At 65.5% G+C, this 13,699-nt stretch carries 8 protein-coding genes; 4 read left to right on the top strand and 4 right to left on the bottom strand.

All coding sequences use genetic code 11. The features are described 5' to 3' along the window. Positions 1 to 148: 148 nt before the first annotated feature. Both mbtG and I2456_RS17310 read left to right on the top strand, forming a co-directional pair. Positions 149 to 1,447, top strand: a complete 1,299-nt coding sequence (mbtG, locus tag I2456_RS17315) for an NADPH-dependent L-lysine N(6)-monooxygenase MbtG (RefSeq protein WP_085072641.1) — start codon at positions 149 to 151, stop codon at positions 1,445 to 1,447. Beyond that, positions 1,428 to 1,643: an MbtH family protein gene (locus I2456_RS17310; RefSeq protein WP_068029554.1), complete on the top strand. Its 216-nt coding sequence runs from the start codon at positions 1,428 to 1,430 to the stop codon at positions 1,641 to 1,643. The genes mbtG and I2456_RS17310 overlap by 20 nt, the downstream gene beginning before the upstream one ends. 17 nt (positions 1,644 to 1,660) lie before the next feature. On the opposite strand, the gene nbtC is transcribed toward I2456_RS17310, so the two are convergent. From nbtC to I2456_RS17290, 4 genes are all read right to left on the bottom strand, one after another. Then, the gene (gene nbtC, locus I2456_RS17305; protein WP_241008005.1) at positions 1,661 to 4,708 is read right to left on the bottom strand and encodes a nocobactin polyketide synthase NbtC; all 3,048 of its coding nucleotides are present in this window, start codon (positions 4,706 to 4,708) and stop codon (positions 1,661 to 1,663) included. A gap of 73 nt (positions 4,709 to 4,781) precedes the next feature. After that, entirely contained in the window at positions 4,782 to 6,047 is a 1,266-nt protein-coding gene (locus I2456_RS17300) for a beta-ketoacyl [acyl carrier protein] synthase domain-containing protein (protein WP_241008004.1), read from the bottom strand. Positions 6,048 to 6,100: 53 nt separating this feature from the next. Continuing rightward, the gene (locus tag I2456_RS17295) at positions 6,101 to 6,859 is read right to left on the bottom strand and encodes a thioesterase II family protein (RefSeq protein ID WP_085072644.1); all 759 of its coding nucleotides are present in this window, start codon (positions 6,857 to 6,859) and stop codon (positions 6,101 to 6,103) included. A gap of 61 nt (positions 6,860 to 6,920) precedes the next feature. After that, positions 6,921 to 7,520, bottom strand: a complete 600-nt coding sequence (locus tag I2456_RS17290) for a GNAT family N-acetyltransferase (protein WP_241007744.1) — start codon at positions 7,518 to 7,520, stop codon at positions 6,921 to 6,923. Positions 7,521 to 7,717: 197 nt separating this feature from the next. Here I2456_RS17290 and I2456_RS17285 point away from each other — a divergent pair, with 197 nt between their 5' ends. Further along, positions 7,718 to 8,656, top strand: coding sequence for a methionyl-tRNA formyltransferase (locus tag I2456_RS17285; protein ID WP_085072645.1), 939 nt, complete (start codon positions 7,718 to 7,720; stop codon positions 8,654 to 8,656). A 37-nt stretch (positions 8,657 to 8,693) separates the two neighbouring features. Continuing rightward, a complete protein-coding gene (locus tag I2456_RS17280; protein ID WP_085072658.1) occupies positions 8,694 to 13,694 on the top strand; it encodes a non-ribosomal peptide synthetase in 5,001 nt (1,666 codons plus the stop codon). Positions 13,695 to 13,699 lie beyond the last annotated feature (5 nt).

Raw genomic sequence — 13,699 nt, 5'->3', positions numbered from 1 at the left:
GTAGCGTACACGAAAGTTAGGGCAGCCTGAGCTAAGACGGAGGTGGGGTTGTGGGTGGCGCATCATTCGCCGGAACGCCGGCGAACGGGAAATGCGAGCCCGCTTACCCCACGCGTCTCCACCCGTCCTTGTCGTCGGCGGGCGCTTGATGAGCGGCACCGTAGCGATCATCGGCGCCGGCGCGAAAGCGGTGGCCGTAGCCGCCAAGGCCGCGGTGTTGCGGGAGATGGGCGTGGCAGTGCCCGATGTGGTCGCGCTCGAGTGCTCCGGTGTGGCCGCGAACTGGCGGGCCGGCGGCGGCTGGACCGATGGTCGGCAGCGGTTGGGGACCAGCCCCGAAAAAGACATCGGTTTCCCCTATCGTTCAGCGTTGCTGCCGGGTCGCAACAGCGAGATCGACGAGCGGATGATGCGGTTCAGCTGGCAGTCATATCTGGTGGCGACCGACCAATTCGTCGGCTGGGTCGACCGCGGCAGGCCCGCGCCTACGCACGACACGTGGGCTCGCTATCTGCGCTGGGTCGCGGACGTGGTGGAGCTCAATGTCGTTCGCGGTCAGGTAGTTCAGATATCGGTCGATGAGTCGCAGTGGGTGTTGCGCACCCCGGAGTCGAGCCTGCCGGCCGAAACGGTGATGCTCACCGGGCCCGGCCAACCGGAACGGTCGATGCTCTCCGGTGATCCTCGAGTGTTGTCCATCGCTCAGTTCTGGCAGCGCGCTGGGCGCCACGACCGCATCGTCGCCGACAACGTCGCCGTGATCGGTGGCGGAGAGACGTCCGCCTCGATGCTCAATGAACTGTTCCATCACCGGGTTTCGGCGATCACGGCGATCTCGCCGCAAGCGACACTGTTCACCCGCGGTGAGGGTTTCTTCGAGAATTCGCTGTTCTCCGATCCCGCTGGATGGCGCAGCCTCACCCTCGCCGAGCGGCGCAACTGCATCGCTCGAACCGACCGCGGGGTCTTCTCGGCGCGCGTTCAGGAGTCGTTGCTGGCCGACGAGCGAATCAGACACCTGCGCGGCCGGGTGGCTCGCGCGGTGGCCCGTGACGACCGCATCTGGATCACGGTGTCCACCGATCGCTTCGGTGAACCCGTCGAGACGCTGCACGCCTTCGACCTTGTCATCGACGGATCCGGTGCTGACCCGCTGTGGTTCTTGCCGCTGTTGTCGCCTGAAGCGCTGGATAAGTTGGAGCTGGGTCTGGGCGGCCCGCTGACCGGAGAGCGACTGGAGGAGTCCATTGGTCCTGGTCTGGCGGTGCGCGGTGTCGACCCGAAGTTGGTCCTGCCGAATCTATCCGGCCTCAACGAAGGCCCGGGATTTCCGAATCTGAGCTGCCTGGGGCTGCTGTCCGATCGCATCCTTGGCGCCGAATTGGGCGTCACGGCAGCCGAAGTCAACCCGCCGACAGGGAGAAGCGGTGAGTACCAATCCGTTTGACGACGATGCGGGTAGTTTCTACGTCTTGATCAACGACGAGGAACAGCACAGCCTGTGGCCGGCCTTCGCCGAGGTGCCGGCCGGTTGGCGGGTGGTGACCGGTCCCGGCACCCGCGCCGATTGTCTTGCCTACGTGGAACACAACTGGGCGGACATGCGTCCCAAGAGCCTGCGTGAGGCGATGGCAGGGGACTGACCGGCCCCAAGCTGACGCTATGCGCCCAGCTTCGCCAGCACATCGGCGATCGACGCCCCGCCGAGCAGGTCTGCAACCTCGAGATCGTGGTCGAATTCCAGCTTGACCCGACGGCGCAACTCCAACGCCTGCAAGGAATCCAGTCCGATGGCGACCATGGGGATCGTCGGGTCCAGCTTGTCGACGCTGTCGATCCCGATGGCCCCGGCCAGCAGCCCCAACAACCGCTTTGATACCTGGGTGTCGGCCACCGGTGCCGGCGCTCGGCCAGCATCCTCGGTTGGGACGGCCGGCTCGACGGCAGGCGCGTTGAGCTGGGACAGAAGCGTTGCGCGGCCACAGGTCTCGAGCACCGACCGGGCGCGTTCCAAGTCGAACGACGCGACAATGGCATTGCTGCGAAACGGTGTTGTCAACCCGGCGGCGATCGCGTCGGCGGGGCGCATGGCGATGACACCGGTACCGGCCAGCGCTGCCAGCGCAGAGCCGTCGGCGTCCTCATGGACGTTCCAGTGCCCCCACTGCACCGAAGTGCAGTCCAGCCCTTCGGCCCGCAGCCGGTGCGCCATGGCGTCGAGCATTCGGTTGGCTGCGGCGTAGACAATGACGCCACGACCGCCGACCGTCGCCGAGATGGAGGAACACAGGACCACCCGGCAGTCGTCGGTGCGCGGGAAAGCGTTGAGCACCCGGGAGATTCCCACCACCTTGGGCGCCAAAGCCTGATCGACGAGCTCGCGGGTGATGTCTTCGAGCTCGATGCCCGAATACTGCACCGCGGCATGGATGATCAAATCTGCGGGCGCGTCCTGGCTATCTTGGGCCAATTGGCGGACCGCCGCTTGATCGGCTACGTCGCAGCTGGCCACGTTGATCTGCGTGGCCGCGGCGGAGCGGATGGGCCTTAGCCGCTCGGTGACCGCGGCCGTCTCGCCCGACCGGGACACCAGCGTGATGCGCTGAGACCCGCGTTGCGCGAAGTGGGCGCAGAATTGCATCCCGAGGTTCCCGGTACCTCCGACGATGAGCACGTGGGCAGGCGGTGTCGCGGCGCGCAGCTCGGCTCCCGACTCCGCCAGGGCACTATCTCCCTCGACGATGCGCTTGACGTGGATGGCGCCCTTGCGCAGCGCGAGTTCGGATTCGGCCGCGGTGTGTACGGCCGCCAGTATCCCGGCCGCAGCGTCGTGTGACGTCGAACCGGCGGGCAGGTCGAGGTGACGGAACCGCACACCCAGATACTTGGCGCCGACGCTGCGAAAGCCCGCCGCTGCCGCCGCATGCACGAGATCTGGCGACGCGTCGTCGGGCCCGGCCGCTTCTCCGCCCACCGTGACGAGCCAGCAGTCGGTCACGGCGGCGGTCAGGCCAAGCCACCAGGTGTGGTCACCGAAGAACGCCGCTACCTCGGCTGCGGCGGCGGATTCATTAAGCTGCTCTGAGGGCGGCAGCAGGATGACATACGTGTCGAGATGAGTTGTGGCGTCGCGTGTTCGGCTGTCGATGACGGTCGCGGTCGCGCCGACGTCACCGGCCGCGGCCGATAGCGCCTCGGCCAGTTGTGCGCAGGCCCCGGTGTGGTCGATGATGCCGATCGCGCGCGGCGGCACCAGCGAACGACGCGACAGACGGACCCACCGCTCGGCAAGAAGTCGCACCGGTGCCGCAACTGGCGCCACGGCCGGGACAGCGGCTGCGGGTGGGGCTTTCGCGGTCTCGGCGGCCCGCTCGGGCGAGGCTGGGCCATAGGGCATCCATAGCCGCGTCTCGTTCAACCGGGTGTTCGGGAAGTCGAGCAACGGCAACGGCAGGTGCCCCTCGATTCCGGTCCCTAACGCGGACCAGGGGTACTCCAGGTCCTGCACGGCCAGCGTCGCGAGGTTGCGGGTGAGCTCATCGAGATTGGTGGCCGTCCGCAACGACGTGCCGACCACGACCTTCGCGGCATCGCTGTCGGTTTCGGTTGTCGCACCGACGTTTTCCTGGATCGCCAACTGCAGCGTCGGATGCTCTGCCAGTTCGACGAACGTGTCGATACCCAGCGCCAGAGCCCCCGCGATCGCCTTGTCGAAGCGAACGGTGTTGCGCAGGTTCCAGAACCAATACTGGTCGACCGCCAGGTCTTGAGTGATGGGGCTGCCGAGAGTGGCTCCCACACAACTGACCTCGCTGTCGAAGAACTTCGGGTTCTGCATCTCGCGCTGCGTGGTTGCCCGCACGCGCTCGGCGAGCTGGTTGATCAAGCTGGTGTGGGCGGGATATTGCACACCGATGACTCGGGCGAAGGTTCCGCGCTCAGTGAGCGTATCGACGATGCCTTGCACGGCTGCCCGATCGCCTGAGATTCCGGTCATGGTCGGCGAGTTGACGACCGACAGTTCCGCCCAGCCCGTGCAGCGCGCGAGCAGGTCTTCGCAGGTGTCGCGATCGGCGGCGACCACTGCCATCGCGTAGTCACCAGTGCCCAATTCGTCGGCCGCACGTGCTCGGATGCCCACGACGCGCACCGCATCCTCGAGTGTGATGGTCCCGGACACGTAGGCCGCTGCGATCTCTCCTTGGCTGTGCCCGACGGTGACGGTCGGTGTGATGCCAAAAGAACGCCACAGCGCGGCCAGCCCGGCCATCTGGGTGAATAGGGCAGGCTGCACGGTGCGAGCACTGTCTTGTGCCGAAAGCTGGTCGTTCAGAAGGTAATCGAGCGGCGACTCGCCCAGTTGCCCGCGGAATGCCTCGGCGCAGCGGTCCACCTCCGCCCGGAACGTGGGAACCGATTCGTAGAAGAGGCGCCCCATGCCGGGTCGTTGGCTGCCCTGTCCCGGGAACACGTAAGCGAGCCGGCGGGCCGAGGCGGGTTGCGTAGGTCGGATGACCAGAGGGTGCTCGCGGTTGTCGACGATCGCTTGCAGGGCGCCGAAAAGTTCGTTGCGGTCGGTCACCATGGCCAGCGCTCGATACCGGCGGGCCATGCGGGTGCGAAACAGCATGTCGCCGATCGCCTGGGGCGTGACGTCCGGGTGACCGGTGGCGTATGACAGCACGGCGGCGGCCTCGGCCGGCACCAATTCAGCGGTATCGGACGAGAGCAGAACGGGGGTGGCGCCATTGGGGAGCCGGTAGGTCAGCGGTGTCACGTGCTTACTCCCCGGTGCTCGCGGGCATGGCGATAATGGCGTGCGCATTCGCGCCTCCGGCCCCGAAGGACGACGCCGCCCCGTAGCGGACGCCGTCTTTCGGTTCCCACGGGTGCAACTTGGTAGCCAGGCGCAGGCCGGTCAGGTCCCAATCCAACTTCTTGGTCGGGTTGTCGGAGAACAGCGTTGGCGGAATGTGGCCGTGCTGTCCGGACAGCAGCAACTTGATCAATCCCAGCATTCCTGACGCCGCTTGAGCATGACCGGCGTTGGACTTGATCGAGCCCAGCAGCGCCTCGGAACCGCCGGCGCCGTAGGTCTTGAACAAGGCGATCAATTCCATTGGGTCACCGGCAAGGGTCGCGGTGCCGTGCCCTTCGATCATGCCGATATCTGCCGGATCGATTTGTGCGGCATCGATTGTCTTGCGGACCAGCTCCTCTTGTGCACGGATGCGCGGTACCAGGATCGGCTTGCCTTTGCCGTTGTGGTTGGTGCGGATCGCCAGAATGCGCCCGTAGATGCGGTGGCCCAATTGCTTTGCCCGCGATTCGTGTTCGACGAGCACCATTCCCGCGCCTTCCCCCCACAGGGTGCCGCTGGCGTCATCGGCGTAGGCGCGACAATGCCCGTCGTTGGACAGGGCGTTGAGCCTGGCGAATTCGAAGAACGCTGTCGGTGCGCCCAACACACACACCGCTCCGGCCAGCGCCCAGTCACATTCACCCATCTGGACCGCCGTTGCGGCTAGGTGCAGTGCGGACAACGACGAGGCGCACGCCGAATCGACGGCCATGGATGGGCCCGTCAGGCCCAGGCAGTGCGAGATGCGGCCCGCGCCGCCGAGTTGTCCCATGCCGACGGTTCGGTGTCCGGTGTAGGAGTCGGCTACCGCGGTGCGCGAGCCGTACTCGGTCATCGACATTCCGACGAAGCAGCCGCCGTCGGTGCCCGCTACCGCGCCGGGATTGATGCCTGCGTTTTCCAACGTTTTCCAGGCGATTCGCATCGCGACTCGTTGCTGGGGATGCATGACGACGGCCTCACGATGAGTGATGCCGAAAAACAATGGATCGAATTCCATTGCGCTGTCCATGAATCCGCCGGCGTCACACACCCGGCCCCAGCCGTCTTGCTCCGACCTGGACAACAGGTCGTCGACCGGCCAACCGCGGTCGCGCGGGAAGGGCGAGACCAGCTCTCTGGATTCAGAGAGCGCCGACCATAGCGCCGCCGGAGTGTCGATGCCACCGGGGGCTTCGACGGCCATCCCGGATATGACGATCGGATCGATGGAGGTGGGTACAGCGGTCCCGTAGGTGCTCACGCTGACTGCTCACATTGCGCGCCCGAGGCGATCAACTCCGCGACCGCGTCGAGGTGTTCGTTGAGGTAGAAATGCCCGCCGTCGAACATGGTGACCTCGACTTCGCCGGTGTGCTTGCCCCAGCCGTAGAGGTCGCCGAGGGTGACGATGGGATCTTGGTCGCCACCGATTGCCAGAATCGAGGTGGTGACCTTGACGTCCTCGTCTCGGAAATACACGTCCGAAGCGTGGTAGTCGGCCTTGATGACCGGGAGAGCCAGTCTCATGAGTTCCCGGTTGGCGAACACATCGGAGTCGGTGCCTTCCAGCGCCGCGAGGTAATTAAGGATGTCGTCGTCGGTTTTCGGGTGCGGTGGTTTGGCCGTTGCATTGCTGGGTGCGACGGACGCCGAGACGTTGAGGCGCCGCACCGCCACGCCGTTGCTCTCGGCGAGACGAACGAACTCGAAGGCTACCCAGCCGCCCATGCTGTGTCCGAAGGTGACGATGGGGACCCCGCGGTTGTGTTCCGAGTGCACGAACTCGCTGAATGCCCCTTCAGCAATCTCGGGGAGGGTCGCCAATGGTGCCTCCGCGGCCCGGTCTTGGCGACCGGGGTACTGGAAGACGATGACGTTGAAGTTCTTGCTCAGCGCCTTGGAGAAGTGGCGGTAGGCAGATGCGCCGGCGCCGGCATGGGGAAAGACCAGCAGTGGAGGGTTGTCGGGCGAGTCCGGTTTGTGGAATTGCCTGATCCACCCCAGTGTGCGTGGCATGCACTCCTACCTTTCCGGCCAAGAACTTAGCGTAGGCTAACATAATCGACATTGCCCGGGATCAGTGCGATGGCCGCTCCCGCACCATCAGCGCGGCCAGCTTGTCCGGTAGTACGAGGTCTCGAATGCGCCGAAACCCGGCTTGCTGGAAGGCCCTGATCGACCGCTCGTTGCTCAAATCCGGTTCGGCGACCACCCGACTGGCGCGCGGATCAGCGTCGAGCTGCCAGGAGGAGACGACCCGCAACAGCGCGGTGCCCAGTCCTCGCCCGCGGCTCACCGTGGGGCCCAGCAAAAGATGAACGCCGGCGTCGTGCCGGCGCGCATCATAGTACTGGGCGAGCGGGTCAAGGTCGGCGCGATAGAGCTCCCAGTAGCTCATCGCGACACCGTCCACTTCACCCAAATACGGCTGAACGTGCGTGCTGCACTCTTGTTCGCGCAGGTACGTCGCTAGTCGATCTAGTGGCCACGCCTTGCGCCAGAACCGCGCCACCTCGGGGTCATTCATCCAACGATGCACGAGGTCCAAGTCGTGACTTGTGTCCAGCGGTCGCAGCGCGAACTCGCCGGCGAATGGTTGTCCGCGCAGTATGGCGCGGCGGTCGAACAGGTCCAGGGTTTCTACCTCGGCTCTCGGGCATAGGGCCAGGGGTTGCACGGTTCATCTTCGCAAGGGTCCAGCATGGTGACCGCAGCATCGGCTGCCGAAGTTGTTCTGCCGACCCCGAGTAGGCCGCGCCGGATTCCGAGTAGCCGCCGGAGCCAAGCAACTTAGCGAAGGCTAACATAATCCGCTGAACTCGCTTTCGGCATCGGCGAGTGGCCGGTGGCGGTGCCTGAGAGGGGAAATCTGCGATGCGCGTCGTGACGTTCGGCTTCCAGACCTGGGGGTGCAAAACCCCCCAGTCGGTGCTCGACCTGGATCACGATGTCGTGCTGGCCGTGACTCATCCGGCCGGCGAGCAGTCTTACAAGGCGATCTGGTCGGATTCGGTCGAGGAACTGGCACGTAGCCAGGGCATCCCGCTGCACATCACCGAGCGGGTCGACGCGGAGACCATTGACGTGGTGAAGCGGGCCGAGCCGGACGTCATCGTCGTCAACAGCTGGTACAGCTGGATGCCGCCAGAGCTCTACAGTCTGCCGCCGCACGGAACGCTCAATCTGCACGACTCGCTGTTGCCCAAGTTCACCGGGTTCTCCCCGGTGTTGTGGGCGTTGATCAGTGGCGAGTCCGAATTCGGGCTGACCGTGCACCGGATGGACGACGGGTTGGACACCGGCGACATCCTGATCCAACGGTCTCTACCGATCGGCCCCACTGACACGGGTACCGAATTGGTGCTGCGCGGCATGGACCTGATTCCAGGGGCGGTGCGGGATGCGTTGAGCGCGTTGGAATCCGGCACCGCGATCTGGCGGCCACAGGATAAGTCGGAACGAACCTACTTCCACAAGCGATCGGAGCGGGACAGTCTGATCGACTGGAGCTGGCCGGCCGAAGACCTCGAGCGGTTCGTGCGGGCCCTGTCCGATCCCTATCCGCGCCCGTTCACCTTCTACCGGGGGGAACGGATTGAGGTGCTTGCCGCGCGGGTGTCCGAGGCTCGTTACGGCGGCACGCCCGGGCGAGTGATCGTGCAAGAGGGCGGTGGGGCAGTGGTGTGCGGTCCCAATGCGTATCGAGGCGTCAACCGTGGGCTGGTGATCACCCGGGTGCGCACCGCGCAGGGTGACCAGTGTGGTGGAGACGAGTTCTTTGTCCGCGGCGGCTACCTGACCAGCCAGATCTGATCCCGACGATCTTCTTATGCCAGGAGTGGAGTGAGTGATGGCAGACGATGCCAAGGCGTTGCAGGAACGTCGTCGGGAACTGTTGCGTCGCCGGATCGCCGAGAGCGGTTTGGCGTCAACGAAATCCGCAAAGACGGCGACGGTGCGCGCCGGCGAGCGCTACCCGCTGTCGACCGGCCAACGCCGGATGTGGTTCCTGCAGACGATGGATCCGACGGATTCGACGCTCAACATCTGCGTCGCCTACCGGCTGACCGGCAATTTGGACGAGGCGCGCCTGCGGGCAGCGGTGAACCATGTGGTCGGGCGGCACGCCATTCTGCGCACCACTTATGGTGTGGACAGTGAGGGTGAGCCGTATCAGGTTTTCGCCGACGACGTCGAAGCCACGTGGCAGCTTCAGGATCTGACAGCGGCGCCCGCCGACGAGCAAGACAGTCGGATCGAGGCCTTGGCCCGCGCCGAATTCGACCGCCCGTTCAACCTGGTCAACGACCTGCCGCTGCGGATCACCCTGATCCGTTGTGCGCCTGACGATTTCGTGTTATTGCTTGTCGCACACCATATCTGCTGGGACGACGACTCCTGGGCTGTCTTCTTCAACGAGGTGAGCGCGGCATACAACGGTCGGCAGCTCAACGCCGACGTCGCGCAGTTTGTGGCGGTCGAAGTGCTCGAGACAGCAGCCGAACCCACCATCGGTGACGTCGGTTATTGGGCCGACACGTTGCGGCCGTCACCGGAACCGCTGCAGCTGCCCGGTGTGGCCGCCGCGCACCCCTCCCGGCGGGCCGAACGCCGGACACGGGTGCTGCCTGCCGAACTGTACCGCCGCGTCGAAGAGTTCGCCCGAGAGCGCTCTGCCACACCCTTCATGGTGTTCTTGGCAGCCTATGGTGTGCTCGTGCGCCGTTACACCGGCGCATCAGATTTTCTGGTGTCCGTGCCCGTCACCGACCGTCGCGCGGCGGCCGACGGTGCCATCGGCTATTTCGGCAACACCCTGCTGCTGCGGATCATCGCGCGGTCCCACGACACGTTCGCCTCGTTCGTCGGCGCGGTTCGCGATACCTGCCTCGAGGGCTTCGCTCACCAGTCCGTCGGCATCGATCGGGTGGTGCGCGAAGTCAATCCCGAACGCATGGGGCACGACGGGATGGACCAGCTGGTCCGGCTCGGGTTCAGCATGCGCAAGAGCGCACTGGGACTGACGCTCGACGGCATCGGCGTGCGGCAACTCGAGTTGGGCGCGGTCACCGCTCATCTGCCGCTCGCGCTCGCGGCGGTTCTCGAATCCGAGGGAATAACAGCGGAGTTCGAGTATCAGATCGATGTTCTGGACACCGCACTCGTCGAGCAGATGCTGACCCACTACGTGCAGTTGCTGGACACTGCGCTGGACGTGCCCGAACATCGCCTTGCCAGCCTGGACATGCTGGGGGCCGGGGAACGCGAGCAGGTGCTGGCGCGCTCACATGGCGACCTCGTGGCCGCACCCCCTACCACCATGGTGGCGGTGCTGGAAGCGGCCGCAGCCGCCACACCCGATGCGGTCGCGCTGGTATCCGACGATGCCGAGTTGAGCTACGAGGTACTGCATCGTCGGGCGAACCGCCTGGCGCGCTGGCTCATTGAACAGGGCTTCGGCCCCGAGGACATCATCGGGCTGCAGATGACCACATCGATCGAGTTCCTCGTCGCGATGCTCGCCGTACTCAAAGCCGGGGCGGCCTATCTACCTATCGACCCCGCCTATCCGGACGAGCGGATCGAATATCTCGTCGGCGACGCCCGCCCCCGCGCAGTCCTGCGTCGGTCCGAACTCGACACCGCCGAACAAGAAGCCGCACAGTTGTCCGATGCGTGGTTGACCGACGCCGAACGGCTGCGTCCGTTGCGCACCGAGAATCTCGCCTACGTGATCTACACCTCGGGCTCCACTGGTCAACCGAAGGGCGTGGCGGTATCGCACCGGGCCATCGCCGATCATGTGGACAGCTTCATCGCCGAATGGAGCATGACCGCCGAGGACCGATTGCTGCAGTCGTCGTCGGTGAGCTTCGACGCGTCACTGCTGGACATCTTTGTCACCTTGGCACTCGGTGCTCGCCTGGTCGTCCCCAAACCCGACGCGTTCAGCGACATCCCGTACGTTGCAGACCTGATCAGCCGGCACGGCGTCACTGTGTTGCACATGGTGCCCTCCATGCTGAGCACCCTGCTGCTGCTGCCTCAGGTCAAACAGTGGCGGCAACTGCGCCACGTGCCGGTGGGCGGCGAAGCGCTGCGTGGGGAAGTGGCCGATCAGTTCGCCACTTACTTCGACGCGAATCTCCGCAATCACTATGGCCCGACCGAGGCAGTCGTCTGCTCGACGCACATGACGGTCGAAGGAACCTACGGCGCGCGCGTGATGCCCATCGGGCTACCCAACCGCAATGTGTACGCCTATGTCTTGGACGAAGAATTGCAGCCGGTGCCCGCGGAGGTGATCGGTGAGTTGTACCTCGGTGGGGTTCAGCTGGCGCGTGGCTACCTCGGACGTCCGGGGCTGACCGCGGAGCGATTCGTGGCCGACCCCTTCACTCCCGGGATGCGGCTGTACCGTACCGGAGACCTGGTGCGCCGCAACATTTCCGGGGAGCTGGAATTCGTAGGCCGGGCCGACGAACAGGTGAAGGTGCGCGGATTCCGCATCGAACTCGGTGAGGTGGAGGCCGTCATCGCCACACATCCGGCGGTGCGGCATTGCCTGGTGGTCACCGAAGACACCGAGGCGGGACCGATGCTGGCCGCATATCTGGTGCCGGTGACCGGTGAGGAGAACCTGACTGCCGTCGCACCGATAGACCTCGCGGCAATCCGCGCCCATACCGCGTCGTTGCTGCCGGAATACATGGTGCCCAGCGCCTTTGCCGTCATCCCGGACATTCCGCTGACGGTGAGCGGCAAACTCGACAAGCGCGCACTGCCCGAGCCGACACCGATCGGGGCTCGCAGCTACCGCGATCCGGCAACGGCGACCGAGCGCCGGATGTGTGCCATCTTCGCCCGACTGTTCGGCTGGGAGCGGGTGGGCGCCGAGGATTCCTTCTTCGGGCTCGGCGGCCATTCATTGCTGGCGGCCCGTTTGATTGCCCAGATTCGTGCGGAATTCGGTGTGGAGTTGACCGTGCGCGCGGTGTTCGACACCCCCACCCCGGCCGGACTGGCGGCACGAGTGGTGGAGCAACTGCCCGCCGGCCCGCAAGGAACGCCCGAAGACTCGGGTCGCCCGGCGCTGCTCGGTGTGGTTCGTCCCGAACGGCCCCCGTTGTCCTACTCGCAGTTCGCCATGTGGTTCCAGTACCGGATGCGGGGCGCCAACGACGTCTTCAACATGGCGCTTGGGCTGCGGTTCAACGGCCCGCTAGACATCAATGCGTTGACCCAGGCGCTCAACGACATAGTCGCGCGACACGAAGCGCTGCGCACCAACATCGCCGAACACGAACATGTGCCATACCAATTCGTGCATCCGGCCCGAGAGGTCGAGCTCGCCGTCGTAGAAGTTCCCGCCGAGCGCCTCGACGAGACAGTGGCCGAGCTGCGTCGGTATGTGTTCACGTTGGAATCCGATTCGCTGATCCGGCCCACCCTGTTGGTGCTCGGCCCGGACTCACACGTGTTGTTGCTGCTGGTGCATCACATCGTGACTGATCATGCCTCGCTGGGCGTACTGTTCGACGACCTCCTCGTCGCCTACGGGGCACGGTTGACCGGTAGGGCGCCGCACTGGCCCGTGTTGCCCGTGCAGTTCGCCGACTTCGCGGCGTGGCAGCAGGCCGCGTTCGACGCGGGCAGCCAGTGGGGAGAGGCCGAACTGGCGCATTGGCGAGACACCCTGTCGGGCATGCCGTATCAAATCCCGATCGTTGCCGACCACACCCGCCCCCCGGTCCTCGGCCGCCGCGGCGAGGTGGTCAGTTTCACGGTCTCGGCGGATCGGCGCGCAGCCCTTACCCAGCTCGCCGAACGAAGCGGCGCGACGGAGTTCATGGTGTATCAATCCGCGCTAGCCGTGCTGCTGCACAAGCTCGGCGGCGGCACCGACATCCCCATCGGCAGCCCGGTCGCAGCGCGGGTCGACTCACCCACCACCAACATGACCGGCCCCTGCGCGAATGTGGTCGTGCTGCGCAACAACCTCTCCGGTGATCCCAGCCTGCGCGACGCGGTGACCATCAGCCGCGACGCGGTCCTGGACGCGCTGGCGCACCAAGAGTTGCCCATCGAACGCGTCGTGGAGGCGCTCAACCCGCCGCGGTCCCCGTCGCGAAACCACCCGCTGTTCCAGACCTCGATCCACTTCCGCGGCGAGGACTGGGCCCTGATGCCGCGCGACGTCACCGGCAACGGTGCGACGACAGTTGTTCCGCTGCCGATGGACTTTGAGATCTCACTGCTTGACCTCAACGTCGAGCTGAACGTCACTCCGGACGCGGAAGTGGACGTGCGGATCGTGGCCAACGCCGATCTGTACGAACCGCAGACGGTCGAGCTCATCGCACAGGCGCTCAACGCCGCCCTTGACGCATTCGCGACCACACCCGAAAGTTTGCTCTCCGCAGTGCAACTGCTGCCGGTCGAGGTCATGGAGACACTGCGCACCCCCGCCACTCCTGCCCGTGCAGTAACATCGGAACCGGTCGTCGGGGGTTCGGAGGAAACCGAGCGGGCGCTCATCGCATTGCTGGAGGAGCTGCTCGACATCACCGAGGTGCACCGGGAGGACAATTTCTTCGCTCTCGGCGGCGACAGCATCATCTCGGTGCAATGGTCGGCGCGGGCGGCCGCCCAGGGGTTGGCGCTGACCCCCGCCATGGTGTTCGAGCACATGACGATCGCCGAGTTGGCGGCGGCGGTCGACGCGGCCGGAGACTCCGCTGCAGCGGAGGCTGATTCGACGCCCACACCACAAGCCGAGCCGATGAGTGCATCGGGCCTGGACGCCGATGCACTGGCCGCGCTGACCGCATCCTGGGAGAAGCACTCGTGAGGCAC

Source organism: Mycobacterium kubicae, assembly GCF_015689175.1.
Classification (GTDB): Bacteria; Actinomycetota; Actinomycetes; order Mycobacteriales; family Mycobacteriaceae; genus Mycobacterium; species Mycobacterium kubicae.
This window is presented reverse-complemented; position numbering and strand designations above follow the sequence as displayed.